This window comes from Amaricoccus solimangrovi (assembly GCF_006385685.1).
Lineage (GTDB): Bacteria > Pseudomonadota > Alphaproteobacteria > Rhodobacterales > Rhodobacteraceae > Amaricoccus > Amaricoccus solimangrovi.
This window is the reverse complement of sequence record NZ_VFRP01000002.1, coordinates 333,346-359,651: the sequence shown is the minus strand read 5'-3', so window position 1 is coordinate 359,651 and position 26,306 is coordinate 333,346. Positions and strand designations below refer to the sequence as shown.

Sequence of the window (26,306 nt, the reverse complement as noted above, 5' to 3'; positions counted from 1 at the left end):
GTTCCGTTTTTCGGGAAGCATAGGCCGGCGCCGATCCGCGCCACAACCGTCAAACGCGGGGCGCCGGGCCGCCGTCGGTTCCGCCGTCGGTTCCGGCGCCGGCGCGGCGGAAGGCCTCCGGGGTGACGCCCTCGGAGGCGCGGAAGGCGCGTATGAGATGGGGCAGATCGCAGAAGCCGGTGTCGGCGGCGATCTGGGTCGCGGAGCGGCGCGTGGTCATGAGGAGGTGCTTCGCCTGTTCGATCCGGATCAGCCGGTCGGCCTCGAGCGGGGTCATGCCGAGCGCGTCGCGGAAGTGCCGCTCGAGCTTGCGGCGCCCGACACCGAGCCGCGCCACCACGCGGCCGATCGAGAGCGGCGCGTCGATCGACTGCTGCATCGCGCGCAGCGCCTTGCGCACCAGCGGATCGCCGGTGGCGAGCGCGAGCGGCAGGCCCGGCTGCGGCTTCTCCGCCGCCATCGCCTCGTCGATGATCATGATGTGCAGGCTCTTGGCCGCGCGCGCCCGGCCGAGGTGGCGCTCGACGATGAAGGCGGCGAGATGGGCCGAGGAAACCCCGCCCGAACAGGTGAGCCGGTCGCGGTCCACCACGAAGATCTGGTCCGAGACGGGTTCAAGCCCGTCGAAACGCTCAAGGAAATCCTCGTGGTGGAACCAGCTCACGCAGACGCGGTAGCCCCGCATCAGCCCCGCGCGATGAAGCGCGAAGGCGCCGGTGCAGACGCCGACGAGCGGCACCCCCGCCGCCGCCGCGCGCGCGAGGAAGCGCGCCGTGTCCGGGTGGAGGTTCTCGACCTCGTCCACCAGGCCCCCGACCACCACGAGATAGTCGAACCGCGCCGGATCGCCGAGCGGCTCGTCGGGCTGGACCGCGACGCCGCAGCTCGAGCGGATCGCCTCCCGCTCGGGCGCGATGACCCGCCAGGAGCAGTGGATCGGTCGCGAGCGGTCGCCCTCGTCCGCGGCGAGCCGGAGCACGTCGACGAAATTGGCGAAGGCGGAGAGGGTGAAGCGCCGCGCCAGGATGAAGCCGATGTTGAGCCGCGCCATGTTTCCTCCCGTGACGCCAGGATACAGCGATTCCGACGCGATCATACAGCAATGCCCCGCCATTGTCGGGCATGACGGCGCATCGCTCGCGAGGATGCGCCGCGCCGCCTTCGGGCATCGCCGGGGCGCGATCCTCCGGCGCTGGCCCGCGCGGAGGCCGCGCTTTTGACGTATCCTTCGGCGACGGATCCGGGCGCGCGCGCGCTCCGGGCCACGCCGCGACCGAGCCGGGAGGCCTGCCATGTTCCTCAGCGTCTTCGACATCTTCAAGATCGGCGTCGGACCCTCGTCCTCGCACACGATGGGTCCGATGCTCGCCGCCGCGCGCTTTCTCGACGCGCTGCGCGACGGGGCGGATCGCGTCCCGGGCTCCGGCCCGGCCGCGCGGCTCGAAGCCGTGCTCCACGGCAGCCTCGCCTTCACCGGCAAGGGCCACGCGACCGACCGCGCGGTGATCCTCGGCCTGCTCGGCTTCGTGCCCGACACGCTCGATCCGGAGGAGGCGGAGCGCCGGCTCGGCCTCCTGCGCGAGACCGGCGCGATCGACGTGCCCGGCCTCGGTCCGCTCGCCTTCGACCCGGAGAAGGGCGTCGTCTTCGACTACGGGCCGCCGCTGCCGGGCCATGCCAACGGCATGGTGCTGCGCGCCTTCGACGCGGCCGGAAACCTGCATCTGGCCGAGACCTACTACTCGATCGGCGGCGGCTTCGTGCTGACCGAGCGCCAGATGCGGACCGAGACATTGAAGGGCGACGACGCCGAGATCGGCCGTCCCTATCCCTTCGCCAGCGCCGCCGAGATGCTCGCCATGGGCGAGAGCTCGGGTCTCTCGATCGCCGCGATGAAGCGCGCGAACGAGAGCGCGGGCGGCCATGCCACGCTCAACGCCGGGCTCGACCGGCTCTGGGGGGTGATGAATTCCTGCGTCGACCGCGGCCTCGCCGCCGACGGCATCCTGCCGGGCGGGCTCAAGGTCCGCCGCCGCGCCAGGGCGATCCACGAGGCATTGCTCGCGGAGCGCGGCAACAATCTCTCCCAGCCCCATACCGTGAACGACTGGCTCTCGGTCTATGCGATGGCGGTGAACGAGGAGAACGCGGCCGGCGGTCAGGTCGTGACCGCGCCGACCAACGGCGCGGCGGGCGTGGTGCCGGCGGTGATCCGCTACTACCGCGACCATTGCGTGGGCGCGACGCACCAGGGCATCCGCGATTTCCTGCTGACCGCCGCCGCCGTCGGCGGGATCATCAAGACCAACGCCTCGATCTCGGGCGCCGAGGTCGGCTGTCAGGGCGAGGTCGGCTCCGCCGCCGCGATGGCCGCCGCCGGGCTCTGCGCCGCGCTCGGCGGCACCAACGCCCAGATCGAGAACGCCGCCGAGATCGCGCTCGAGCATCACCTCGGCATGACCTGCGACCCGGTCAAGGGGCTGGTGCAGGTGCCCTGCATCGAGCGCAACGGCCTCGGCGCGATCAAGGCCGTCGCCGCCGCCTCGCTCGCGCTCCGGGGCGACGGTTCCCATGTCGTGCCGCTCGACGCCTGCGTCGAGACGATGCGCCAGACCGGGCGCGACATGAGCGTGAAGTACAAGGAAACCTCGACCGGCGGCCTCGCCGTCAACCTGCCGGAGTGCTGAGCCTCGGGAAGGCGCGTCCCCTCGGCGGACGCGCCGCGCCGCGCATGGGCGGGCCCGGGCAGGGGGCCTCCCGCGCGACCGCCACGCGTCAGGTCAACCATCTGACTTCGGGAGGATTTTTGGCTCCGGCGGCAGGGATCGAACCTGCGACCAATTGATTAACAGTCTTGGTCAGCGGGATAACGTTCCCTATCATCTCTTAGCGGGATGGGCCGATACATGTCTGATTCTAATTGCAAAACAGAGGATTTCGCCTCACAGTCCCTAACTGTGGGTAACTTCGCCTATCAGGCGGATCTGTTACCCCTGTGTTACCCCAAGGGACCATTTGACTTGGCGAAAGCGCTGACGACGAAGGCGGTGGAGGCCGCGAAAGCCGATCCAGAGCGGCGGTATGAGATGCCTGATCCGGCGCTGTCCGGTCTGTATCTCGTGGTCCAGCCGAGTGGGGCCAAGTCATGGGCACTTCGCTATCGCTTCGGAGGGAAGACAGCCAAGCTCACGCTCGGCCGCTGGCCGCTTCTCGGGCTGGCCGATGCCCGCGCCGCCGCCTCGGCCGCCGTCGAGAAGATCGAACGCGGCCGAGATCCCGCCGCCGAGAAGAAGGCGACCAAGGTCGCTCGCCTCGACGCGCAACTCGCGGAGCGTGACAAGATCAAGACACTGGTCGGGCGGTATGCCGCGCGCCACCTCGCGACGCTGAAGAGTGGCGCCACGGTGCGGCGCGAGCTGGAACGGCATGTGGTCGCCGCTTGGGGCGAGCGGGACATTCAGACCATCACCCGGCGGGACGTGATCGACCTGCTGGACGGAATCGCGGATAGCGGCCGGGCAGTCACGGCGAACCGGGTTCGTGCCTATCTCGGCAAGTTTCTGAATTGGGCTGTTGAGCGGGACATCATCGCGGCGAATCCGGCGCTGACCGTCAAGCCAGTGACGAAGGAGGCGAGTCGCGACCGTTATCTGACCGACGATGAGATCCGCTGGTTCTGGCAGGCCTGCGAGGCCGAAGGCTTTCCGTGGGGGCCGCTTGGAAAGCTGCTGCTGCTGACGGGCCAACGGTTGGGCGAAGTGACGCAGATGACCGAAGGCGAGATCCGGGGCGATGTCTGGCACTTGCCAGCCGCGCGCACGAAAAACGCACGAGCGCATGACGTGCCCTTGTCCGAGGCCTCCCGCGCGGTTCTGGCGGGAGTGGAGCGGATCAAGAGTAGGGCCGGGCTGATCTTCACGACAACGGGCGAGACCCCTATCAGCGGCTTCCATAGGGGCCGAAATCACCTTGCCGAGGCGATGGCCGAAATCGCAGCGAAGGAGCGTGGCGAGCCTGTCGAGATCCCCCGTTGGACCTTCCACGACCTGCGCCGCACGGCCGCGACCGGCATGGCTCGGCTCGGTATCCCGGTCCGCGTGACGGAGGCTGTTCTGAACCATGTGAGCGGGACGGGAGGCGGTATCGTCGCGGTTTATCAACGGCACGACTACGCGGACGAGAAGCGGGCAGCGCTCAATGCTTGGGCTGACTCTGTATTCAGCAAGGTGGGGTAGCCGCGATGCCAAAGTTCGTCACGAAGGGCGTTGGCCTGATGCAGCGCACAGTCGTCCAGTACAATCCCGAAGATGATCCGGAAGCCTTCCGACCTGGTGGAGAAATCGAGGTGGCTTTCTCGAAGTGTCGGACAGCGGACGGTTATCGGGATGAAAAGGCGGAGAACATGCGCAAATCGCTCGCAGCCGCTTATTCAAAAATGGATCCTGCTTGGTTTTGCCGTAAAGCGCCGCAGCACACCGAGGGGACCCGAGCCGATATGGCACTTCGGCCGGCCTTCTATGTGCGAGCGTACTACGGAGAAAACCACGCATATGCGATAATGCAGCAATGGCTTGATCGGTACGATGAACTCGCAGCCGAGCGGGGGGAGGCGGAACCTAACCTCGCGCGACTGATCGAGCTGGGCGAAGAACTAGGAAGGTTGCACGAGCGCATTTTCTGGCGCGCCGGGGTTGATCGCGATACAGGGCAGATCCGGGAAACGTTGGCACTGAGGGAAAAGAAAGCAGTGTCTGACCGCCGAGCGGGCGGCGCGACGAACGCGGCCAAGGCCGAGAGATGGCAAGCAATCGCGCGCCGGCTTGCAGCCGAAATCCGCTCCCGGCGATCGAAGCCTGCGTCCATGCTCGAACTTGCCAACGCCATACACCAGCGCTGGCCAGACAACGAAGATTCCCCGCCAAGCGTCAGGACTCTGCGAAATTGGTTGGCCAAGTCTGACGCGTAGCCAGCCGCGCCTCTGCATCTTGGTGCCTATCGTTCCATAACGAGAGGCAACCCCTGTGACCTTGGTTCCTGAAAAGAGCGCCACCCACCTCCTGATCTCCGCGACGGGCACGCGGCAGATCTGCGGCGGCATCTCAGACATGACGCTCCATCGCTGGCTGTCCGACCCCGCGCTGAACTTTCCGAGGCCGGTCTACATCCGGAAGCGCCGCTTCTGGCGTGAGGCGGAATTGCTCGCCTGGCTCGAAGAGCGCGCCGCCGCGAGCCACGAGGCCGCCTGACATGCCCTCGAAAATTGAAAGCCCCGCCGCCGGTAGCACGGCGAACGGGGCGGAAATCGAAAGCGGATCGATGACCCCTTATAGCACTCCGACCCCGAAGGCCGCAACGCTCTCCCGTCTGCGCTCGGCGCATATCGCCACGCTCTGCGGCCTCACCGATCATCGCGCGGCCATGATCGCGGCGCTCATCTTCTCGGAGGTGGCGCGATGAACGATCCCGAACGCATCACCCGCGCCCTCGGCGGCTGCTGGAACGATCACTCCGGCGGCTCCGCCTGTTGCCCGGCGCATGAAGACAAGCATCCGAGCCTTTCGATCGGCATTGGCGCGGATGGGCGGCTTCTCCTCCACTGTTTCGCCGGCTGCTCCTTCGAGGCGATCGTCGCCGCGCTGCGCGGGCTCGGCATCCTCGAAGGCCGGGGGGCGATCTGGAAGCCCGACGCCGCGGATCTGGCGCGGCTCAGGGCTGCCGAGGAGTCGCAGCTCGTCAAGCAGTCCGCGCGGGCGAAAGCCGTCTGGGATGAGGCCGAGTCGATCCCGGCCACGATCGCCGAGGCCTATCTCCGCGCGCGGGGCATCACCTGCGAACTGCCCGCGACGCTCCGCTTTCTGGCGAACGGCTGGCACCCGACCGCCCGCCGCTTCCCGATGATGGTCGCGGCGGTGGAGGGCGGTTCGCGTTTCGCGGTGCATCGGACCTATCTCCGCGCCGATGGGCGCGGGAAGGCCGATGTCGAGCCCGTGAAGGCGATGCTCGGGCCGACCGCCGGGGGCGCCGTGCGGCTCTCCGAAGGCGAGGGGCCGCTTGTGGTCGCCGAGGGGATCGAGACCGCGCTCGCGCTGCTTTCCGGCCTCCTGCGGCGACCCGCGACCGTCTGGGCCGCGCTCTCGACCTCGGGCATGCGCGCCCTCAACCTCCCGCCGATCCCTGGCAAGCTCACGATCGCATCGGATGGCGATGCGCCCGGCCGGGCCGCCGCGCACGCGCTCGCCACGCGCGCGGCCGCGCTCGGTTGGCGGGTTTCTATGCTGCCCGCGCCCGAGGGGCGGGACTGGGCCGACATTCTCGCCATGAAGGGGGCAGCAGCATGAACGCGCACGCGATGCCCGAGGAAGATGATCTTCACTCCGACGAGCAGCCGTTCGACATGGATCAGTGTGAGGCTCGGGTTGCCGAATTGGCGAAGATGAAGCCTATCGACTATGAGCGCCGTCGCAAGGCCGAGGCGGAGGCGCTCGCGATCCGCGCCCCCGTGCTCGACAAGTTGGTGGAGGCCGCGCGGCCGAAGAAGGGCGCGGAAGACGTGGCCGATCCCTTCGAGGATGTCGAGCCAGCCGCTTCTCCGGTTGATGGCGCGGCCCTGATGGAGGTTCTTCGGGCGACCTTCCTGCGCTTCTGTGTTCTGCCGGAGCACAGCGCGCCATTGATGGCGGCTTGGGTGCTCCACGCCTGGGCGCACGACGCCGCGGACATTTCTCCGGTGCTCGCGATCACTTCGCCCGAGAAGCGTTGCGGCAAGACCACGGCGGTCTCCGTAGTCTCGGCGCTGGCCCCGAGGGCAATGCACGCGGTCAACATCTCCGCATCGGTGCTGTTTCGCGTGATCGAGAAATATACGCCCACTGTTCTGATCGATGAGGGCGACACCTTCCTCGGCGACGATCAGAAAAGTGACATGCGCGGGATGCTGAACGGCGGCCACAACCGGCTGAGTGCCTATGTCTGGCGTTCCGTGGGCGACGACCACGAGCCTCGGCGCTTCACGGTCTGGGCTCCCAAGGTCATCGCGATGATCGGGAGCCTGCCGGACACGCTCGAGGATCGTTCGCTGGTGGTGAGGCTGCGGCGCGAGCGCGATGGCGAGAGCATCGAACGGTTCCGGGCAGACCGGGTGAACGATTTCCTGCCGCTGCGCCAGCGCGCGGCGCGCTGGGCGAAGGACAATGTCCTTTCGCTGCGCTGCGCCGATCCGGCCGTGCCTTTGAGCCTCAATGACCGAGCGCAGGACAACGCCCGCGCTATCTGCGCGATCGCCGATGCAGTCGGCGGGCATTGGCCGGAGACGATCCGGCGGGCGCTGGTCGGAATGCATCGGATCGTGGAGGCCGACGAGCCGCAATCGGCTGGCGTGCTCCTGCTCCGCGACGTGGCCGAGATCTTCGCCACGCGGAGGGGCGAGCGGATCGGAAGCACGGACCTGCTCAACGCTCTCGTCGCCCTCGAAGAAAGCCCCTGGGGCGAGTGGCGGGGCGGCCGGCCGATCTCAACGCGCGGAATCGCGAAGCTTCTCAAGCCCTATGGCATCAGCCCGGCACAGGATCGGCTAGGCAGTTTCTACCGGCCGAGCGACTTCGCGGATACCTTCAACCGCTATCTCTCAGAAGGGGGCAAAAATACCGCCACAAGCGCCTCAAGTACCACGAGAAGCGGAAATGCCATTCAAAATGTTAGCAAAAACAATGGGATCGGCACTTGTGGCAGCTATGGCACTTCTCTTGGGGGTGGTGGAAGCAACGGCCACGGTGGCGCTTGGGAGGGCGAGTTTTGAGCGCGATCCCTCTCCTTCGCGGCCTTCTCGCCTCGGGCATCGAGATCACCACGGACGGGTGCAAGGTCCGCTGGCGCGATGCCTATGGACGCCTGGACGTAGTGACCCTCGACGCGCTCCGCGCCGAAAAGGCGGCGGTGATCGCCTTCCTTGAGGCCGAGGACTACCGCGCCGACCGTTTCGAGGAACTGGCGGCGATCCTCGAATATGACGAGCACATGCCGCGCGCCGAGGCTGAACACCGCGCCCGCCGGATCGTCTACGGAGCCGGGGCATGAAGCGCCCGCACGGGAGGGGGGGTATTCGGAAAATCCGGCGGGTTCGCAGCCGAAACCGGCGCCCCCAATTCGATATATCGCTAACCGGCTTTTTTGCCTCTGGCATGCCCTCGAGCGCGCGCAACGCGCGAGCATCCGTAAGTCGCCAACTTGGCGACAAAGGACAGGCGCCCTCACGCGCACGCGCGCGCAACGCGCGCGAGGGAGGAGCGAATGACGACTGACCCCGCCGCGTCCCGTCATCGTCTCGCCCGCCAGCTGCTCGACCGGATCACGAGCGATACCGCGATGCTGCGCGCTCTGCTTCTCCACACCTCGCGGGAGGCTCCGCCCGATCCTGCGGCCGAGATCGAGGCCGAGATGAGGGAACGCGCCGCCGACCTCGGGATCGTCATCGACGCGGCCGGGCGCGTCGCGCTTCCCGATGCCGCGCGGCTCGCGGGATGCAGCGCGCGGACGCTGACGCGCTGGCGGGAGAGCGGCGACCTGCCCGCCGCGATCATGAACCGGCGTCCCCGCTTCGGCCTCGCGGATCTGGCGCGGAAACTGGCTGGCGAGCCGGACATTTCCTGACAGCGAGATTGACATCCGCGCCTCACGGCTCCGCGCCGCGCGCCTGTACGATCGCGGGCGAAGGGGGCGGATCGCCCTCGCCAGGATCGAGAAGGAATGAGATTTGAGACCTGACCTCTCCACGCGCATGAAGGGCTTGGACGCCATTCGCGTTGCCATCGCAAAGTCGATCGGAGACGCCACGCGATCGGCGGGCGCGGTCGCCGAGTCCCGCTGGGGATCGACCTCGCGAGTGGCCGAGCACCTGATGAAGACGGCCGTCCCCAGCCTCGGTTCCGCCGACCTGATCGAGGGCGGCTCGGGGATCATGGCTGAATTCTTCGGCGCCGCCGTCGAACGCTCCGCGCTGGGCGCCATGGCCGGAATCCGCCGCGTGCCGTTCCGGGTGCGGGCGATCGCGGGCGGAGGCGCGCGCGCCTATTGGATCGGCGAGGGCGTCGCCACGCCAGTCTCGGCCGCGTCGCTCGACTTCTCGACGCTCGCCCCGAAGCGGGTGGCCGCGCTCACGGTGGCCGACCTGGACGCGCTCCGCGACGCGGGAGATGCGGTTGAGATGGGGCTTCGCTCCGATCTGCTCCGCGCGGTCGCCGAGGCCGTCAATGCGGCCGCGTTCGCGATCCCCGACGACGCGGACCCGAACGCTCCCCCCTCGCTGCTGGACGGCGCGCCGCTTGATGGCGCCTCCGATCTCGACGGCGTGCGGGCCGTGCTCTTGGAGCCGTTCACGGGCGATCTGGCGGCCGCCTATCTCGTCATGGCGCCGCAGTTGGCCGCCTACCTGAGCGGCCTCGACGCGCCGGATCTGGGCGCGCGCGGCGGCTCGCTGTGGGGTATCCCCGTCGCGACCGGAACCGGCATCCCCGACGATCTGATCGCGCTTGTCGATCCGACCCAGATCGCGCTCGCGCAGGCCGGGGGTGAGATCAAGATTTCGCAGTCGGCTACGATCGAGATGGCAGACAATCCGGCGGGCGACAGCGTGACGCCGACCGCGACGCAGGCGGTTTCGCTGTTCCAGAACAACGCGGTCGCACTCGGCGCGGATGCCTACGTCGATTGGCAGCCGGTGCGCTCCGGCGTGGTCACGGCGGCGATCTGGGGCACGGCATGAGCGAGGGCATGAACCGGCTCGCGGCCGAGCTTCACGAGCGCCAGATCGAGGATCTGCGCAAGAGCACGGCTCCCGCGCGGATACGCGACCTCTACGCGGTCGCCGACGCGCTGGGGGACGAGACGATCAAGGCGGCCAAGAGCGAGCAGGCGGCGCGGGCGGCGCTCGAAGCCCGGCTCTCCGCCGCCGAGGCCGCCATCGCGCATATCCTGACGCGGTTCGGAGGCGCGTTCCCGGATGGAGATTGACGATCTCGCCCTCGACCGGGCAATCGAGCAGATCGAGGACTTCGACCTTCCCGGCGCGACCGAGGCTGAATGGCGCGCCGAGGCGACGCGGCGGATGAACACCCATCTCACCCAGGAGCGGGCGATCATCGCGCTCGGGCTCGACAAGACGCTCGACGCCGAAGCCCTCGACGCGTGGCGAGTCTTGAGCCTTCCGGCATTCATCGATCTTTTCGTCGCCAAGTGAGATGACCCGCGCGGGCTTTGTTTCCCTTCACCGCGCGATGGTCGGGAGGGCGGGCGCCATGGACGCGGGGCGCCCGCCCAAACCGGGCAGATCGGAGGAAATCTCAGGAGACGCGGCGGGGGGGTATGGAGAAAGTGGGACGGCTTCGCTTTCCTAACCGGCCGCCCCCTAAATCTTTCGCAAAGCCAAATCAACGTCTTGAGATGGCCAATTTGGCGATGGGCGGGAGGCGTCAGCCATGAACGCAGGCGCCAAGTTGGCGCTTGTGTTACGCGGAGATCTATTCGGGGGCTTTGAGGAACTCCGCCGGTATCGCGCGACGCCAGTAGCGCAGCGATCTACGGTGCGCATCGCTGGAGATCTCCATGCTCGCCCACTCGCCCCCGTCGAGGTTAAGGCGACCAAGCGGTTCCGTCATCTGGCCTAAGCTCTCCATGAGGTTTCGTAACTCTTCCGCTGTGACAGATTTGGCCATCGGCTTTTCAAGTAGATGAGCGATACCGTGATGCCGTAGATGTTGGAGCCGCGAGATAGATCCGCCTGGGTTCCAGTCGAGCTTTCTCCATGCTGCCAGAAAGGCATTGATCCATGCATAAGCATCCGCGCGCGAACCGCCGAAGGCAGCGCAAAAAGCGGGATCCTGCTTCTCCTCCCAGAGATCCACGAATGCCTCTGCCTCGTCGGGAAACTTCAACCGATGATAAATCTCCTGCAAGCTGACCACACCTTGCCCGGCCGAGCGTCGGCTGTCTGATTTTGCGAGCAGGGAACAAAGCCCAACGACTGCCATGCACATAGAGTCGTGAGAATATCCGTGGATCACTTCTCGGAAGTCGTGCTGGCGAATGAAGCTCCTTGCGTCTTCCACTTCCTGAACTTCGAGAAGTAGAGCGTTCGCGGCGGTGAATTGACCGTGGGAGATAAAGGTTCGATGAGCGATCCGCAGGGTGCGAGGCATCCACTCGGCGACCTTCCTCGCGGCTTCGATCGGGGATTCTGGTAGCGGCTGATCGGTTTCTTCGCTCATGCTCGCCGCAACCGTACCCCAGCGCCCCCGCCGTTTTCCGCAATGAACTCGACGCCGGCCGCTTCGAGCGCCGAGCGGATCGCGGCAAGGTTATTGTGGTTGGGCGCCCTCTGCCCCTTCTCAAAAGCGACGACCGTATTCCGTGCAACACGGGCGGCTTCCGCCAAGCCTGCCTGATCGAGCTCGATTAGTGCTCGCGCTGCGCGACACTGGGCGGGAGATATGGGCATAAAGCGCAACCTTGTGCTTTTAGATTGACTGAATGCCCAAAGTTGGGCACCATGCTCAATATCTATCATGAAGTGAACCAACGTAGCAAATCATGCCGCGCAACCGCGCTTCGGCAGCCGCTATCGGCTTGCCTGAAAATCCCCTCTTCGAAATCCACGACCTTTTGCTCCTGGCGCTCGACGCGTCCGAGCGTCGCGACGGCTACAGCCTGCCCGAGCGCGAGGCGCGCTCCTACGTCCGCGCCGCGCTTCGCCGGGCCAAGCGGCTGATGGGGGCGCTGTCATGATCAAGAACATCACCCGCCGCGAGATCATCAAAGCCGCGCCCGCGCTCACCGCTATCCCGGCGGTGGCCATGGCCAGCGGGACGCCCGAAGACCAGACCTTCGCGCTGATCGAGGCTCACCGCGTGGCGCTGGAAACTCACAATGAGGCCTGCGCGGCGTGCGACTCTGTTGCTCTGGGCCGAGCGGCCACGGCCGAGGAGTGGGCGGCGGAGGAAGAAGCCAACGACGACGAGATCGAGGCGGCGACCGCGCTGGCCGAATATGCCCCGACGAGCATCGCGGCGAGCCGCGCGAAAGCCGAATACATCACCGCGCAAATTTCTCGCGGAAGCTTCGACAATCAGGATACCGTCGCCGCGCTCATGCGTGCCTCGGCCCAGATGGTGAGAGCCTAACTATGGATAATCCGAACACCGAGATCCTGAGCCTTTTTCGCGAGTACCGCGCCCTCATGGACGCTGCGGGAACCTATCCGAACGATACCGACGAGGTGCTTGAGCGCCTGTTCCACCGTCCCGCCCGTGAGATCCTTGACCGGATGATGGCGCTACCCTGTACCTGCGCCGCCGACTTCGCCGCCAAGGTGATCGCAGACACCTGCGAGGGCGGGCTGCTTTCGGATTGGGAAACGGGCGACCTTTGGATTGAGGCGCGGGATCTCACTGGCTACGCCGCCTGATTTCCAGCGCGCAAACCGTTACCCCGAATGTTACCCCTGTCGCCAAAACGCCAAACCCACCCGGTGAGGGCTGGGCTAACGCTCTGAGATCTTGAGGTTTTTGGCTCCGGCGGCAGGGATCGAACCTGCGACCAATTGATTAACAGTCAACTGCTCTACCGCTGAGCTACGCCGGAACGCGGTCCCCATCCGCTGGGGTGGGGAGCCTATAGCAAAGCCGATTCCGGGCGTCCAGAGCAATTCGAACCTTTTTGGCCGCGTTGAAATCGCCCCCTGACCCGGGCGGGGCGAAAGCCTAGGATGCGGCGCGGAATCGGGGATCGGGAGGCTTCGGGTGGCGGTCGAGGGGCGCGATGTTCTGGTGGTCGGCGGCGGGATCGCCGGTCTCGCGGCGGCGGCGGCGCTCGCGCGGCGAGGCGCGCGGGTGCGGGTGCTCGAACAGGCGCCGGAACTCGCGGAGGTGGGGGCGGGGCTGCAGATCGGGCCGAACGGCGTCGCGGTGCTCGAGGCGCTCGGCCTCGGCGAGGCGGCGGCGCGGCGGGCCAGCGCGCCGGAGGCGATCGAACTCACCGACCGGGGCGGGCGGCTCGTCGCGCGCGTGCCGATGGGGGCGGCGGCGCTGGCGCGGCACGGGCGGCCCTACTGGCAGTTCCACCGGGCCGACCTCCTCGACCTGCTCGAGGGCGCCGCGCGGCGCGCGGGCGCGGAGATCCTGCTCGGCGCGCGGGTCGCGCGGTTCGAGACCGGGGACGGGGCGCCGAGGCTCCGCACCGAGGCGGGCGAGCGCTTCGAGGCGGATCTCGTCGTCGCGGCCGACGGGGCGCGCTCGCGGGCGCGGAGCGCGCTCTTCGGTGGCGGCGCGCCGCGCTACGCCGGCGCGGTCGCCTGGCGCGCGCTCGTGCCCGCCGAGCGGCTGGCGCGCCCGCATCCGCCGGTCACGCGCCTCGCCATGGGGCCGCGTCGGCACGTGGTGAGCTATCCGCTGCGCCGGGGGACACTCGTGAATCTCGTGGCGATCGAGGAGCGCGAACGGCGCGCGGACGAGGGCTGGATGAACGAGGGCGACCCGGCGGAACTGCGCGCCGGCTGCGCGGGCTGGGCGCCGGAGGTCACCGACCTGCTCGGCGCGGTGGACCGGGTCTTCCTCTGGGGGCTCTACGATCACGAGCCGCTCGCCGAATGGCAGCGCGACGGGGTGGTGATGATCGGCGACGCCTGCCATCCGATGCTGCCCTTCCTCGCCCAGGGGGCCGGGATGGGGCTCGAGGACGCGCATGTGCTCGCATGCGAACTCGACGCGCGGACCGACCGCGACGCGGCGCTCGCGGCCTTCGTGGCGCGCCGGCGCGCGCGGGCGGAGCGGGTCCAGCGGGCGGCGGCGCGCAACGGCCGGATCTACCATCTCGGCGCGCCCGGGATCCGGCGGGCGGCGCATCTCGGCCTCGCGCTCATGTCGCGCCTCGCGCCCGGACGGATGCTCGGTCGGTTCGACTGGCTCTATGGCGAGGACGTGACCCGGGAGGGATGAGGCCCGCTCAGGCGGCGAGCTCGATCCAGACCGGCACGTGGTCGGAGGGCTTCTCGCGGCCGCGCACATGCGCGTCGACGCCGCAGGCGGTCAGCCGGTCAGCCGCGGCCGGTGTCAGCAGCAGGTGGTCGATGCGGATGCCGTGGTTCTTCGGCCAGGCGCCGGCCTGGTAGTCCCAGAAGGTATAGACGCCCGCGTGCGCGTCGGTCGCGCGCAGCGCGTCGGTCAGGCCGAGGTTCAGGAGCCGCTGGTAGGCGGCGCGGGTCGGCGGAAGGAAGAGCGCGTCCTTCGCCCAGATCCGCGGATCCCAGCAATCCTCCGGCGCCGGGATCACGTTGTAGTCGCCCGCGAGCACGGCGCAGCTTTCCTCGGCGAGCAGCGCCTCGGCCCGGTGGCGCAGGCGCTCCATCCAGGCGAGCTTGTAGTCGTATTTCGGTCCTGGCGCCGGATTGCCGTTCGGCAGGTAGAGGCCGCAGATCCGCGCGGCGGTCTCGCCCACCACCGTCGCCTCGATCCAGCGCGCCTGTTCGTCGCTCTCGTCGCCGGGCAGGCCTCGCGTCACATCCTCGAGCGGCAGGCGGGAGAGGATCGCGACGCCGTTGAAGCCCTTCTGCCCGTGGGTCTCGATCGCGTAGCCGAGATCCTCGACCTCGAGCCGGGGGAAGCCGTCGTCGACCGTCTTGATCTCCTGCAAGAGCACGACGTCGGGCCGGGTCTCCCTGAGCCAGTCGAGCAGGGCCACGATCCGGGCGCGGACGCCGTTGATGTTGAAGGTCGCGATTTTCATGGCGCGGACGCTAGACGCGCGGCGCCGCGGAGGCAAGCGGCGGCGGCGGGGTCACATCGAGAAGCTGGTGCCGCAGCCGCAGCTCGAGGTGGCGTTGGGATTGTTGATCACGAAGCGCGCGCCGATCAGCTCGTCGGCGAAGTCGATCTCCGCGTCGGCGAGGAAGGGCAGGCTCACCGGGTCGATCAGTACCGCGGCGCCGGCCTTCTCGAGCACGAGGTCGTCGCTCGCCGCCGCCTCCTCGAGGCGGATGTCGTACTGGAAGCCGGAGCAGCCGCCGCCCTCGACCGCGACGCGGAGGAACCGGCGCGGGCCTTCTTCGTTGATCTCGCTGAGCCGGGCGAAGGCCCGGTCCGTGACGCGCGGCGGAATGGCAAGCTGCATCTTTCGACCCGATCCTCGATGCGTTAACGGTGGGTAGGTAGGCGCGAGACCGCCGCCCGACAAGGCCCGGAGCACTGACGAAGATGACCGCCGCGTATGCCACCCGCCCCGAGACGAGCCGCGGACGGCTCCATCCCGAGGAAGGCTCGGCGCATCGCTCCGCCTTCCAGCGCGACCGGGACAGGATCATCCACTCCTCCGCCTTCCGGCGGCTGAAGCACAAGACCCAGGTTTTCGTCGAGCACGAGGGCGACTACTACCGCACGCGCCTCACCCATTCGATCGAGGTGGCGCAGGTGGCGCGGACGGTCGCGCGGACCCTCGGGCTCAACGAGGAGCTGGCGGAGGCGGTGGCGCTCGCCCACGACCTCGGGCATCCGCCCTTCGGCCATACCGGCGAATACGAGCTCCAGGACCTGATGGAGCCTTTCGGCGGTTTCGACCACAACGCCCAGGCGCTGAAGATCGTGACGCGGCTCGAGGCGCATTACGCGGAATATGACGGGCTGAACCTCACCTGGGAGACGCTGGAGGGGATCGCCAAGCACAACGGGCCGGTGACGGGCGAGCTGCCCTTCGCGCTCGCGGAATACGCGGCCTCGCAGGATCTGGAGCTCCACACCCATGCGAGCGCCGAGGCGCAGGTGGCGGCGATCGCCGACGACATCGCCTACAACAACCACGATCTCGCCGACGGGCTCCGGGCGGGGCTCTTCACGCTCGACGATCTCAGGGCGCTGCCGCTGATCGGCCCCTGCGTCGAGGCGGTGGACCGGCGCTGGCCGGGGCTCGAGCCCGGGCGGCGGGAGCACGAGTCGCTTCGGCGCTTCTTCGGCCTGCTGGTCGAGGACGTGCTGGCGGAGAGCAGGCGCCTGATCGCGGAGGCCGCGCCCGCGAGCGCGGAGGCGGTCCGCCTGCTCGGCCGCCCGGTGATCCGCTTCTCGGGGCCCGTCTTCGAGAAGCTCAAGGAGATCCGGACCTTCCTCTATCACCGGATGTACCGGCACTGGACGGTCCAGCGGATGCGGCGCAAGGCGAAGCTCGTGGTACGCGAGCTTTTCGAGCTCTTCACCTCGGGGCCGGAACTGATGCCGTCGGGCTGGAACGCCTGCGCCCTGTTCGACCCGACCGAGCGCGCCCGCGTGGTCGCCGACTACATCGCCGGGATGACCGACCGTTTCGCGCTCCAGGAACACCGCAAGCTCACCGATCCGATGGTGAAGGGCTGAGGGGCCACCGCCGGGGCCTGTCGGGACTTTCTTAACCATCCCGCCCGATCCTCGCCCCGCCGAACGCGGGAGGGAGAAACGGGATGAGCCGGGAACGGGAGAACTTCGGCTTCTCGGAGGAGGCGCTCCGGAGCCTCGCCGATTTCGACCGGCGGCTGCCCCCGGCGGAGGCCTATGCCCGCGACCCGGGTCCCGAACGGCCGTCGGCTGTTTCCGGCGCCTTCGGGGCGCGGCCCGAGCCCGACGCGCGGCCGCATTACTGGGGACATCGCGAGCGGCTGCGCCAGCGCTTCCTCGCCGGCGGGCACGCGGCGATGCCGGAATACGAACTCCTGGAGATGATCCTCTTCAATGCGATCGGCCGGATCGACGTGAAGCCCCTCGCCAAGACGCTGCTCTCGACCTTCGGCGACCTGAACGGCGTGATCGCGGCGAGCGAGACGCGGCTGATGGCGGTCGCCGGGGTCACGCCGAAGGTCTGGTACCAGCTCCGCCTCTTCGAGGCGATCTCGCACCGGATGGCGCGGGCGCGGGTGATGCGGCGCGAGGTGATCGGCTCATGGGAGGCGCTGATGAGCTATTGCAAGACGGTGATGGCCTATCGCGAGACCGAGCAGTTCCGGATCCTGTTCCTCGACACGAAGAACACGCTGATCGCCGACGAGGAGCAGGCGAAGGGCACGGTCAATCACGTGCCCGTCTATCCGCGCGAGGTGGCGAAGCGGGCGCTGGAACTCGGCGCGACGGCGATCATCCTCGTGCACAACCATCCCTCGGGCGACCCGACGCCGAGCCGGGCGGATATCGACATGACCGGCCAGATCGAGAGCGCCTGCGGCGCGATCGGGGTTCAGGTCTTCGACCACGTGATCATCGGCCGCGAGGAGGATGCCTCGTTCCGGAGCCTCGGCCTCATCTGACGATCGAGGGGTCGGCCCGGATCGAGGCGAGCCGGTGCTGCTCGACCAGATAGCGGTCGAAGAGCGGCAGGCTCGCCCCCCCGAGCGCGCGGGCGGCGGGGCCGATGCCGCCGGGCTCGATCCGGGGCGGCTGGATGCCGGAGAGGTCGGTCTCGCCGAGCCGCGCGCGCACGCCCTCGACCAGCCGCGTCTGGATCGAGGGCGGTATCGCGCCGTCGATCACCGCCGCCTCGATGTCGATGACCGCGCCGACCGCGGCGACCGCGGCGGCGATGCCGCGCGCCGCCTGATCGAGCCAGGCATCGAGATGGGCGCCGAAGCCCGACCAGTCGGCGGCCGGATCGTAGAGCGGCTCCGGCTCGATCCCCGCCGCGCGCAGCCGCCGTTCCAGCACGACGAGCGAGGCCTGATGGATCAGCTGCTCGGTGCCGCCGCCGGGCCGGGGCACCGGCATCGATCCGATCGCGGCCGCGTTGCCCGAGCGCCCGGTATAGAGCCCGCCATCGAGCACCAGCCCGCCGCCTATGAAGGCGCCGACGTAGAAGTAGATGAAATCGCGCAGCCCCGCGTGCTGGCCGAAAACCAGTTCCGCCCCACAGGCCGCGGTCGCGTCGTTCTGCAGGTAGACCGGATAGGGCAGCAGGTTCGCAAGCTCCGCGCGCAGGTCCACCTGGCGCCAGAGGTCGAGCTCCTCCGGCGGCGCGCCCACGGCCTCGGCCCATTGCCACAGCAGGAAGGGCATCGCGAGCCCGATGCCCGCGATCCGGTCGGATCGCCGGCCGAGCAGCCGCTCGCAGGACCGGACGCCGGCGCGGATCGTCGCGATCGCCCGGCTCGGCGTGGGGTAGGGATAGGCCTCGCTTTCCTCGAGCCGGAGGTTGCCGGCGAAATCGACCAGCACCAGGTCGAGGCCGCGGCGGCCGATCTTGACGCCGATGAAATAGGCCCCGTCCGGTTCCAGCGACAACGGCACCGAGGGCTGGCCCACCCGGCCGCGCTGCGGCTCCCCCCGGCGGAGCAGATGCTCGGCCTCGAGCGCGCGCATGATGACCGAGACGGTCTGGGCCGAGAGTCCGGTCATGCGGGCGATGTCGGTCTTGGCCAGCGGCCCGTGCGCGCGCACCAGCGTCAGCACCAGCCGCTCGTTGAAGGCGCGCATCCCGGCCTGGTTCGTGCCTCGCCGCGCGGGCGACAGCGTCTCGTCGCGCATGCTCTGGTTCATCGCGGATTCCCCCTGGCCGCCGGTACTCCGACCGGTCTCGCCCGGGGCAGTCTACGCTCTAATAATAAATCAGAGTGATTTATTTATTGACAGAACGGCCGGAATCGGGTTTCCTTATCCACAAGCCGGGCGGGATGGACCCGGCTGCCAAGGGAGGAGAACTCAGCATGACTTTCGGAACCCTCAGGGGGGCGCTGATGGCCGCCGCCGCCTTCGGCGCGATGACAGCCGGGGCGCAGGCCGCCGACGTGAACGCCTGCCTCATCACCAAGACGGACACCAACCCGTTCTTCGTGAAGATGAAGGAAGGCGCGCTCGCCAAGGCCGAGGAACTCGGTGTCGGGCTCAAGACATACGCCGGCAAGATCGAGGGCGACAACGAAAGCCAGGTGCAGGCGATCGAGACCTGCGTCGCCGACGGCGCCAAGGGCATCCTGCTCGTGCCGACGGATTCCAAGGGCATCGTCGAGTCGGTCAAGAAGGCGCGCGACGCCGGCATCCTCGTGATCGCGCTCGACACGCCGCTCGACCCGGCGGACGCGGCGGACGCCACCTTCGCCACCGACAATTTCGAGGCGGGGCGGCTGATCGGCGAATGGGCGAAGGCGACGCTCGGCGACGGCGCGGCCGACGCGCGGATCGCCTTCCTCGACCTGCTGCCCGCGCAGCCCACGGTCGACGTGCTGCGTGACCAGGGCTTCATGACCGGCTTCGGCATCGACACGAAGAACGTGGCGGTGATCGGCGACGAGGACGATTCCCGGATCGTCGGCCACGACGTGACCAACGGCAACGAGGAGGGGGGCCGGACCGCGATGGAGAACCTTCTCCAGCAGGATCCGATGGTCAACCTCGTCTACACGATCAACGAGCCGGCCGCGGCCGGCGCCTACGAGGCACTGAAGTCGGTCGGCCGCGAGGGCGATGTCACCATCGTCTCCGTCGACGGCGGCTGCCCCGGCGTCAAGAACGTGGCCGAGGGCGTCATCGGCGCGACCTCGCAGCAATACCCGCTGATCATGGCCTCCAAGGGCATCGAGGCGATCAAGGAATACGCCGATACCGGCAAGCTTCCCGAAAAGACGCCGGGCAAGGAATTCACCGACACGGGCGTGACGCTCATCACCGACAAGCCGGTCGAGGGGGTCGACTCGATCACCTCGCAGGAAGGGCTGGAGAAGTGCTGGGGCTGATCGCCGGCGACTGACGGGATCGGCCGGCGCCGCCGGCCGTTCCCCCGACAAGCAAGAAGAAGACGACCAACGGACAGATCAACGCAAATCCGCGGGCTCCGCCCGCCGCCAGGTTCCATGGGGGGAAACCAATGGCCGATGCGAAGTCCCAGCCAACACAGGAATTCGAACGGGTCCTGAAGGACAGCGCGACCGAGGTCGCCTCCTTCGAACGCCATCGCAAGAGCCCGCTGGAACGGGCGCAGCACGTACTGCACGGCAATCCGGCCTTCGTGCCGCTGATCGTGCTCGTGATCTCGCTCCTGCTCTTCGGGCTGCTGCTCGGAACGAAGTTCTTCTCCGCCTTCGCGCTCACTCTGATCCTGCAGCAGGTGGCGATCACCGGCATCGTCGGCGCGGCGCAGACGCTCGTGGTGCTGACCGCGGGCATCGAACTCTCGGTCGGGGCCATCATGGTGATGTCCTCGGTGATCATGGGGCAGTTCACCTTCCGCTACGGCCTGCCGGCGCCGATCTCCATTCTCTGCGGCTTCGCCGTCGGCGGCCTGATCGGCTATGTGAACGGCTTCCTCGTCGCGCGGATGAAGCTGCCGCCCTTCATCGTCACGCTCGGCATGTGGCAGATCGTGCTCGCGGCGAACTTCCTCTACTCGAAGAACGAGACGATCCGCAGCCAGGACATCGCCGCCCAGGCGCCGATGCTCCAGCTCTTCGGCGGTCAGGTCCGTATGGGCGGCGCGGTCTTCACCTTCGGCGTCATCGCGATGGTGCTGCTCGTCCTCGTCCTCGCCTATGTGCTGACGCAGACCGCCTGGGGCCGGCATGTCTACGCGATCGGCGACGATCCGGACGCGGCCGAGCTCGCGGGCGTCAAGGTCGAGAAGACGCTGATCCAGGTCTACACGCTCTCGGGCCTCATCTGCGCGCTGGCGGGCTGGGTGCTGATCGGGCGCATCGGCTCGGTCTCGCCGACGGCGGGGCAGTTCGCCAACATCGAATCGATCACGGCCGTGGTGATCGGCGGCATCTCGCTCTTCGGCGGACGGGGCTCGATCCTCGGCATGCTGTTCGGCGCGCTGATCGTCGGCGTCTTCCAGCTCGGCCTTCGCCTGCTCGGGACCGACCCGCAGTGGACCTACCTGCTGATCGGCCTGCTCATCATCTTCGCGGTCGCTGTCGACCAGTGGATCCGGAAAGTCGCGGGGTAATCCAGATGACCGATGCAATCCTCCAGGCGCGTGGAATCGTGAAGCGCTACGGGCGGGTCACCGCTCTCGACAACGCGGATTTCGAACTCCGCCGGGGTGAGATCCTCGCGGTGATCGGCGACAACGGCGCCGGCAAGTCGAGCCTGATCAAGGCGATCTCCGGCGCGGTCGTGCCCGACGAGGGCGAGATCCATCTCGACGGGGAGAAGGTGCAGTTCACCTCGCCGATGCAGGCGCGGGAGGCGGGGATCGAGACGGTCTACCAGAATCTCGCGCTCGCCCCCGCGCTCTCGATCGCGGACAACATGTTCATGGGCCGCGAGCTGCGCCGCGAGGGGGTCATGGGCAAGTGGTTCCGGATGCTCGACCGGCCGGCGATGGAATCCTTCGCCCGGCAGAAGCTCTCGGAACTCGGCCTGCTCACGATCCAGAACATCCACCAGGCGGTGGAGACGCTCTCGGGCGGCCAGCGCCAGGGCGTGGCGGTGGCGCGCGCGGCGGCCTTCGGCTCCAAGGTCGTCATCCTCGACGAGCCGACGGCGGCACTCGGCGTCAAGGAAAGCCGCAAGGTGCTGGAACTGATCCAGGACGTGCGGAGCCGGGGGCAGTCGATCGTGCTCATCAGCCACAACATGCCCCATGTCTTCGAGGTCGCGGACCGCATCCACGTCCATCGCCTCGGCCGGCGGCTCTGCGTCGTCGATCCGAAGGAATGCACGATGTCGGACGCGGTCGCCTTCATGACCGGCGCCAAGGCGCCGCCGCCCGAGGCGATCGCCGCCTGATCGCCCGGCGGCCCTGAGTCGGCCCCGAAGGCCCGCCGGTGGAGAATCAGCCGGCGGGCCTTTCTCGTCCAAGGGCGCGGTGTGGCGGCAATATTGCGAGGACCGCGGCGGCCGCCTGATGGAAACAACGAATTCTTGCTTGTTAACAGGGTACTAGGAGACGTCCCGCGCCCTGTTTCTCAACCGCGCGACACGGCGATGTCCCGCCGGTGGAGACGGGAGGGTAGAGATTGCGGTTGATTTTTACGCATTTTTTCTGAAATAAATCGCCTTGCATCGAACGCGGACAAACGCGCGCAATCGGTTATCCTTGTGATTGAGTTCAGGGTATGCGCGCGGACCCTCCGGCGGGAGATGGCCTGCGGTCCGCCTCGCGGCGGGCCTTGCCGATGGCGGGTGCTCGTAATCTCGAGCACCCGCCTGGCGGCAACCATGGCGACCGATTGTGTGAGGGGTGGGGTGGTCGCCAGGGCCCCGTGATCTCTTGGTGCAGCGATCACGGGGCTATTAACCGCGAGGTCGGGGCTTCGCGCAACAGCCAAAATTTCGGGGCTTCCCGCGCATCCGGCGCGGCGGGAGCATTCGGCCCCGCCAGCGCGCCCCCGGGGGCATGTCAGCCGTCGCCGCGAACGTCGCAGTTCCGCCAGATTTTCTATTGGTTCCAAACTGTTGAATGGGTGTGACGGGAATGCAACTCCTCGGATATTTTGCTACACTGATGTTTTTAGGCAAGAATCCGCCGATGCGCGGAGGCCTTCGATCCGGTGTCCCGCGGGGCATCCGATGCCTGTTTCGGAGGCAGCGGAGGCCGTCCGGCTGGCTCCGCCGGCGCGCCTGAGTCGCGCCGCTCGTGGCAGGCGATTTGGCGCTTCTGTCCGCGCGCGCGAACCATTAGAAACGCCGTGAGCATGCCCGGGACGATCCGGGCGGAGAGAGGGGCTCCGGTCGCGGCGCCGGAAGGAATACCGCCGATGGCCGAGCCGATTTCCGTCATCCTGCTCGCGATGCTCGCGGCCTTCCTCGTCGGCATGTCCAAGGGCGGGCTGCCGGCGGTCGGCGCGCTCGCCGTGCCGCTGATGGCGCTCGTCATGTCGCCGATCCTGGCCGCGGCGCTGCTGCTGCCGATCTTCTGCGCCACCGATCTCGTCGGGCTCTGGCTCTACCGCAGGATCTACTCGGGGCGGAACCTCGCGATCCTGATCCCGGCGGGCGTGATCGGCGTCGGAATCGGCTGGGCGATCGCCGCGCATGTCTCGGACAGTTTCGTCGGGATGCTGGTCGGGCTCACCGGCATCGGCTTCTGCCTCCGCGTCTGGCTCGCCGGGCGGAAGGGGGCGGTGGCGCCCCGGCCCGCGGACCTGCCGGGGGGCCTGTTCTGGGGCGCGCTGACGGGGTTCACCAGCTTCGTCTCGCATTCCGGCGCGCCGCCCTTCCAGATGTACGTCCTGCCGCAGAAACTCGAGAAGCTCGTCTTCGCCGGCACCGCCACGATCACCTTCGCGGTGATCAACGCGGCGAAGATCATTCCCTACTGGGAACTCGATTCCTTCTCCGCCGTCGACGGCAAGCTCGCGCTCCTCATCCTGCCGGTCGGGATCGCCGGCACCTTCGCCGGGGCGAAGCTGACGCGGATCATTCCGGACGGGCTCTTCTTCCGGCTGGTGCAGGTCACGCTCTTCGCGATCTCGCTGAAGCTCGTCGCGGACGCGCTCCTGTCGATGGCGCGGAGCTGATGCCGCGCGCGCTCTGGATCACCGCGCCGGGCGTGGCGGAACTGCGCGAGACGGCGGCGGGGACGGGCGAGATCCGCGCGCGGGCGCTCTTCGGCGGCGTCAGCCGCGGGACGGAGGCGCTGGTCTTCCGGGGCGGGGTTCCGGAGGGCGAGCGCGGGCGGATGCGCGCGCCGCTGCAGGAGGGCGATTTCCCGTTCCCGGTCAAATACGGCTACGCGACGGTCGCGCGGGTGACCGAGGGACCGGCGGCGCTGCGTGGCCGCGTGATCTTCGCGCTCGCGCCGCATCAGGACGAGTTCGCGCTGCCCGCCGCGATGGCGGCGCCGGTGCCCGACGCGGTTCCCCCGGCGCGCGCGGTGCTCGCGGCGAACATGGAGACGGCGCTCAACGTGGTCTGGGACGCGGGCGCGGGGCCGGGGGACCGGGTCGCGGTCATCGGCGCGGGCGTCGTGGGCGCGCTCGCCGCCTGGCTCTGCGCGCGGATGCCGGGGGCGGAGGTGACGCTCGTCGACGTGAACCCGGCCCGGGCCGGGCTCGCCGCGGCGCTCGGCTGCCGCTTCGCCGCGCCCGAGGCCGCGCCCGGGGGCTGCGACCTCGCCATTCACGCCAGCGCCAGCGCGGCCGGCCTTGCCACCGCGATCGGCGCGGTCGGGGTCGAGGGCACGGTGGTCGAGGCGAGCTGGTACGGCGACCGCGCGGTCGAGATCGGCCTCGGCGGCGCCTTCCACGCCGGCCGCGTCCGGATCGTCTCGAGCCAGGTCGGCTCCGTGGCGCCGAGCCGCCGCCCGCGCTGGAGCCACGCGCGCCGGCTCGCGAAGGCGCTCGACCTGCTCGCCGATCCGGTGCTCGACGCTCTCATCAGCGGGGAGACGGACTTCGCGGATCTCGCCGCGCGCTACGGCGCGATCCTCGGGGATCCGGGAACCCTCTGCCACCGCGTCCGTTATCGCGCCGAGGGAGGAAGCTGAATGTTCGCAGTCGAAGTCAGGGATCACATCATGGTGGCGCACAGCCTGCCGTCGCCCACCTTCGGGCCGGCGCAGGGCGTGCATGGCGCGACCTTCGTCGTCGACGCCGCCTTCCTCGCGGAGGAACTCGACGCCGAGGGGCTGGTCGTCGACATCGGCCTGGCCACGGAGGCGCTCGCCGCCGCCCTGGCGCCGCTGCGCTATGCCAATCTCGACGAGAAGCCCGAATTCGCCGGCAAGTTCACCACGACCGAATTCCTCTGCAAGCACGTCTTCGACGCCCTCGCCGGGGCCGCCCGGGCCGGACGGCTCGCGGATGGCGGAAGGCTCGCGCGGATCCGGGTGACGCTCCACGAAAGCCACCTCGCGCGCGGCTGGTACGAGGGCGCGCTGTGAGGCGACGCCTCGGCTTCGTCGTTCCCGGCGATCTCGACGCGCCGACCGGCGGCTATGGCTATGACCGGAAGCTGATCTCGGAACTGCGCGCGCTCGATTGGGAGGTCGAGGTCCTCGGCCTCTCCGGCGCCTTCCCCGACGCGGGACCGGAGGAGCGGGCCGCGGTCGCCGCGCTCCTCGCGGCGCGGCCCGACGGAGAGATCCTGCTGATCGACGGGCTCGCCTTCGGCGCCGCGCCGGAGGAGATGACGCGGGAGGCCGGGCGGCTCCGGCTCGTCGCCCTCGTCCACCATCCGCTCGGAGACGAGAGCGGGCTTGATCCCGCGACGCGAAGCCGCCTCCTCGCGGCCGAGCGGCGGGCGCTCGAAGCGGCGGCGGCGGTGGTCGTGACCAGCGCCGCGACCGGCCGGCGCCTCGCGGAGGGTTTCGGCGTCGATCCGGCGCGGATCACCGTGGCGCCGCCGGGCACCGATCCGGCCGCCCGCGCGCCGGGCGGGAACACGCCGCCCCGGATCCTGTCGGTGGGCTCGCTGATCCCGCGCAAGCGCCACGACGTGCTGATCGACGCGCTGGCCCTTCTCGCGGATCTCGACTGGGAGGCGCGGATCATCGGGTCCGACCGGCTCGACCCGGATTGCGCCGCCGCGCTCACCGCGCGGATCGTCGCACGCGGTCTTGACCGGCGGATCGCGCTGGAGGGGGCGGCCGCGGACACGCGCGCCGCGATGACGCGGGCGGATGTCTTCGTGCTCGCCTCCGAATACGAGGGCTATGGCATGGCCTTCGCGGAGGCGCTGAGCCAGGGCCTGCCGGTCGTCGCCTGCCGGGCCGGGGCGATCGCGGATCTGGTGCCGGAGGCGGCGGGCGGGCTGGCGCCGCCCGGCGATCCCGCGGCCCTGGCCGCCGCGCTCCGGCCGCTCCTCGCTGACCGGCGCCACCGCGCGGAATGCGCCGAGGCGGCGTGGCGGGCGGGCCGCGCCCTGCCGGGATGGCCCGAGACCGCGGCGCGGGTCGCGGAGGCGCTCGGATGAGTTTCGACGCGGACTGGCTGGCGCTTCGGGAGCCGGCGGACCGGGGCGCGCGCAGCATCCCGCTGCTGCGCGGCGCGGTCGATTGGCTGCGGCGCGCGGGGGCGCCGGTGGTGGTCGATCTCGGCTGCGGCACCGGCGCGGCGCGGCGCGCCTTCGGGGCCGAGGCCCGCGCGGCGCGCTGGCGCCTCGTGGACCGCGATCCGGCCCTGCTCGAACGGGCGGTGCGCGACGCGGGCGCGCGGGGCGAGGGGCATCTGCTCGACCTCGGCGACATCGAGGCCCTGCCGCTCGGCGGCGCGACGCTCGTCACCTGCTCGGCGCTGCTCGACCTGATGCCGCGCGACTGGCTCGAGGCCTTCGCGGATCGGCTGGCCGCCGAAGGGCTCGGGTTTCACGGCGCGCTCAGCTACGACGGGCGGATGAACTGGTCCCCGGGCGTCGCGCCGGGCGAGGCGGAGATCCTCGCCG

At 69.0% G+C, this 26,306-nt stretch carries 30 protein-coding genes, 1 tRNA gene and 1 pseudogene; 26 read left to right on the top strand and 6 right to left on the bottom strand.

Annotated features, from left to right (window positions below):
- Positions 1-49: 49 nt before the first annotated feature.
- On the bottom strand, positions 50-1,051 hold the full coding sequence (locus FJM51_RS04210; protein ID WP_210240203.1) for a GlxA family transcriptional regulator: 1,002 nt from the start codon (positions 1,049-1,051) through the stop codon (positions 50-52).
- Positions 1,052-1,292: 241 nt separating this feature from the next.
- On the opposite strand from FJM51_RS04210, the gene FJM51_RS04205 reads away from it, so the two are divergent.
- From FJM51_RS04205 to FJM51_RS04150, 12 genes are all read left to right on the top strand, one after another.
- Positions 1,293-2,687 (top strand): L-serine ammonia-lyase, encoded by a 1,395-nt coding sequence (locus tag FJM51_RS04205; RefSeq protein ID WP_140452851.1) that lies wholly within the window; start codon positions 1,293-1,295, stop codon positions 2,685-2,687.
- A gap of 333 nt (positions 2,688-3,020) precedes the next feature.
- On the top strand, positions 3,021-4,235 hold the full coding sequence (locus FJM51_RS04200; RefSeq protein WP_233712965.1) for a tyrosine-type recombinase/integrase: 1,215 nt from the start codon (positions 3,021-3,023) through the stop codon (positions 4,233-4,235).
- Positions 4,236-4,240: 5 nt separating this feature from the next.
- Positions 4,241-4,966: a hypothetical protein gene (locus tag FJM51_RS04195; RefSeq protein ID WP_140452849.1), complete on the top strand. Its 726-nt coding sequence runs from the start codon at positions 4,241-4,243 to the stop codon at positions 4,964-4,966.
- A gap of 55 nt (positions 4,967-5,021) precedes the next feature.
- The gene (locus FJM51_RS04190; protein WP_140452848.1) at positions 5,022-5,246 is read left to right on the top strand and encodes a helix-turn-helix transcriptional regulator; all 225 of its coding nucleotides are present in this window, start codon (positions 5,022-5,024) and stop codon (positions 5,244-5,246) included.
- A 1-nt stretch (position 5,247) separates the two neighbouring features.
- Positions 5,248-5,457, top strand: a complete 210-nt coding sequence (locus FJM51_RS04185) for a hypothetical protein (RefSeq protein WP_140452847.1) — start codon at positions 5,248-5,250, stop codon at positions 5,455-5,457.
- Positions 5,454-6,338 (top strand): DUF7146 domain-containing protein, encoded by an 885-nt coding sequence (locus FJM51_RS04180; protein ID WP_140452846.1) that lies wholly within the window; start codon positions 5,454-5,456, stop codon positions 6,336-6,338. Before FJM51_RS04185 ends, FJM51_RS04180 begins: the two co-directional genes overlap by 4 nt.
- On the top strand, positions 6,335-7,795 hold the full coding sequence (locus FJM51_RS04175; protein ID WP_140452845.1) for a DUF3631 domain-containing protein: 1,461 nt from the start codon (positions 6,335-6,337) through the stop codon (positions 7,793-7,795). Before FJM51_RS04180 ends, FJM51_RS04175 begins: the two co-directional genes overlap by 4 nt.
- On the top strand, positions 7,792-8,073 hold the full coding sequence (locus FJM51_RS04170; RefSeq protein ID WP_140452844.1) for a hypothetical protein: 282 nt from the start codon (positions 7,792-7,794) through the stop codon (positions 8,071-8,073). The genes FJM51_RS04175 and FJM51_RS04170 overlap by 4 nt, the downstream gene beginning before the upstream one ends.
- A 213-nt stretch (positions 8,074-8,286) precedes the next feature.
- Positions 8,287-8,646 carry a helix-turn-helix domain-containing protein gene (locus FJM51_RS04165; protein WP_140452843.1) on the top strand — a complete coding sequence of 120 codons (360 nt, stop codon included), beginning with the start codon at positions 8,287-8,289 and terminating at the stop codon, positions 8,644-8,646.
- A 103-nt stretch (positions 8,647-8,749) separates the two neighbouring features.
- Positions 8,750-9,757: a phage major capsid family protein gene (locus tag FJM51_RS04160; protein WP_140452842.1), complete on the top strand. Its 1,008-nt coding sequence runs from the start codon at positions 8,750-8,752 to the stop codon at positions 9,755-9,757.
- Positions 9,754-10,005 (top strand): hypothetical protein, encoded by a 252-nt coding sequence (locus FJM51_RS04155; protein WP_140452841.1) that lies wholly within the window; start codon positions 9,754-9,756, stop codon positions 10,003-10,005. Before FJM51_RS04160 ends, FJM51_RS04155 begins: the two co-directional genes overlap by 4 nt.
- Positions 9,995-10,231 (top strand): hypothetical protein, encoded by a 237-nt coding sequence (locus FJM51_RS04150; protein ID WP_140452840.1) that lies wholly within the window; start codon positions 9,995-9,997, stop codon positions 10,229-10,231. Before FJM51_RS04155 ends, FJM51_RS04150 begins: the two co-directional genes overlap by 11 nt.
- Positions 10,232-10,511: 280 nt before the next feature.
- Here FJM51_RS04150 and FJM51_RS04145 read toward each other — a convergent pair whose 3' ends face one another.
- Positions 10,512-11,258, bottom strand: coding sequence for a hypothetical protein (locus FJM51_RS04145; protein WP_140452839.1), 747 nt, complete (start codon positions 11,256-11,258; stop codon positions 10,512-10,514).
- Positions 11,259-11,580: 322 nt separating this feature from the next.
- Here FJM51_RS04145 and FJM51_RS04135 point away from each other — a divergent pair, with 322 nt between their 5' ends.
- Genes FJM51_RS04135 through FJM51_RS04125 form a run of 3 tightly spaced genes read left to right on the top strand, consistent with a single transcriptional unit; the run spans position 11,581 to position 12,454 of the window.
- Positions 11,581-11,775: a hypothetical protein gene (locus FJM51_RS04135; RefSeq protein ID WP_140452838.1), complete on the top strand. Its 195-nt coding sequence runs from the start codon at positions 11,581-11,583 to the stop codon at positions 11,773-11,775.
- Entirely contained in the window at positions 11,772-12,170 is a 399-nt protein-coding gene (locus FJM51_RS04130) for a hypothetical protein (RefSeq protein ID WP_140452837.1), read from the top strand. The genes FJM51_RS04135 and FJM51_RS04130 overlap by 4 nt, the downstream gene beginning before the upstream one ends.
- 2 nt (positions 12,171-12,172) lie before the next feature.
- On the top strand, positions 12,173-12,454 hold the full coding sequence (locus FJM51_RS04125) for a hypothetical protein (protein ID WP_140452836.1): 282 nt from the start codon (positions 12,173-12,175) through the stop codon (positions 12,452-12,454).
- A 101-nt stretch (positions 12,455-12,555) separates the two neighbouring features.
- Here FJM51_RS04125 and FJM51_RS04120 read toward each other — a convergent pair.
- Positions 12,556-12,630: transfer RNA gene (locus FJM51_RS04120), tRNA-Asn, on the bottom strand.
- A gap of 158 nt (positions 12,631-12,788) precedes the next feature.
- On the opposite strand from FJM51_RS04120, the gene FJM51_RS04115 reads away from it, so the two are divergent.
- Positions 12,789-13,982, top strand: coding sequence for an FAD-dependent oxidoreductase (locus tag FJM51_RS04115; protein ID WP_140452835.1), 1,194 nt, complete (start codon positions 12,789-12,791; stop codon positions 13,980-13,982).
- Positions 13,983-13,989: 7 nt separating this feature from the next.
- On the opposite strand, the gene xth is transcribed toward FJM51_RS04115, so the two are convergent.
- Both xth and erpA read right to left on the bottom strand, forming a co-directional pair.
- A complete protein-coding gene (gene xth, locus FJM51_RS04110; RefSeq protein ID WP_140452834.1) occupies positions 13,990-14,769 on the bottom strand; it encodes an exodeoxyribonuclease III in 780 nt (259 codons plus the stop codon).
- A 51-nt stretch (positions 14,770-14,820) separates the two neighbouring features.
- On the bottom strand, positions 14,821-15,153 hold the full coding sequence (erpA, locus tag FJM51_RS04105; RefSeq protein WP_140452833.1) for an iron-sulfur cluster insertion protein ErpA: 333 nt from the start codon (positions 15,151-15,153) through the stop codon (positions 14,821-14,823).
- A gap of 83 nt (positions 15,154-15,236) precedes the next feature.
- On the opposite strand from erpA, the gene FJM51_RS04100 reads away from it, so the two are divergent.
- Positions 15,237-16,382, top strand: coding sequence for a deoxyguanosinetriphosphate triphosphohydrolase (locus tag FJM51_RS04100; protein ID WP_140452832.1), 1,146 nt, complete (start codon positions 15,237-15,239; stop codon positions 16,380-16,382).
- Positions 16,383-16,465: 83 nt separating this feature from the next.
- Positions 16,466-17,302, top strand: a complete 837-nt coding sequence (gene radC / locus FJM51_RS04095; protein WP_140452831.1) for a RadC family protein — start codon at positions 16,466-16,468, stop codon at positions 17,300-17,302.
- On the opposite strand, the gene FJM51_RS04090 is transcribed toward radC, so the two are convergent.
- On the bottom strand, positions 17,295-18,524 hold the full coding sequence (locus FJM51_RS04090) for an ROK family transcriptional regulator (protein WP_140452830.1): 1,230 nt from the start codon (positions 18,522-18,524) through the stop codon (positions 17,295-17,297). The two genes, radC and FJM51_RS04090, sit on opposite strands and share 8 nt — an antisense overlap.
- A gap of 167 nt (positions 18,525-18,691) precedes the next feature.
- On the opposite strand from FJM51_RS04090, the gene FJM51_RS04085 reads away from it, so the two are divergent.
- The 8 genes and pseudogenes from FJM51_RS04085 to FJM51_RS24865 form a co-directional block, all read left to right on the top strand.
- Positions 18,692-19,717: a sugar ABC transporter substrate-binding protein gene (locus FJM51_RS04085; protein ID WP_181164439.1), complete on the top strand. Its 1,026-nt coding sequence runs from the start codon at positions 18,692-18,694 to the stop codon at positions 19,715-19,717.
- A gap of 131 nt (positions 19,718-19,848) precedes the next feature.
- The gene (locus FJM51_RS04080; protein WP_140452829.1) at positions 19,849-20,925 is read left to right on the top strand and encodes an ABC transporter permease; all 1,077 of its coding nucleotides are present in this window, start codon (positions 19,849-19,851) and stop codon (positions 20,923-20,925) included.
- Positions 20,926-20,930: 5 nt separating this feature from the next.
- Positions 20,931-21,710: an ATP-binding cassette domain-containing protein gene (locus FJM51_RS04075; protein ID WP_140452828.1), complete on the top strand. Its 780-nt coding sequence runs from the start codon at positions 20,931-20,933 to the stop codon at positions 21,708-21,710.
- Between the two features lie 971 nt (positions 21,711-22,681).
- Entirely contained in the window at positions 22,682-23,443 is a 762-nt protein-coding gene (locus FJM51_RS04070; RefSeq protein ID WP_140452827.1) for a sulfite exporter TauE/SafE family protein, read from the top strand.
- The gene (locus FJM51_RS04065; RefSeq protein ID WP_140452826.1) at positions 23,443-24,411 is read left to right on the top strand and encodes a zinc-dependent alcohol dehydrogenase; all 969 of its coding nucleotides are present in this window, start codon (positions 23,443-23,445) and stop codon (positions 24,409-24,411) included. Before FJM51_RS04070 ends, FJM51_RS04065 begins: the two co-directional genes overlap by 1 nt.
- On the top strand, positions 24,412-24,807 hold the full coding sequence (locus FJM51_RS04060) for a 6-pyruvoyl trahydropterin synthase family protein (protein WP_140452825.1): 396 nt from the start codon (positions 24,412-24,414) through the stop codon (positions 24,805-24,807).
- Positions 24,804-25,838: a glycosyltransferase family 4 protein gene (locus tag FJM51_RS04055; protein WP_140452824.1), complete on the top strand. Its 1,035-nt coding sequence runs from the start codon at positions 24,804-24,806 to the stop codon at positions 25,836-25,838. The genes FJM51_RS04060 and FJM51_RS04055 overlap by 4 nt, the downstream gene beginning before the upstream one ends.
- Positions 25,754-26,191: pseudogene (locus FJM51_RS24865) on the top strand (class I SAM-dependent methyltransferase); the annotation flags it as partial. The gene FJM51_RS04055 and the pseudogene FJM51_RS24865, both read left to right, overlap by 85 nt.
- Positions 26,192-26,306 lie beyond the last annotated feature (115 nt).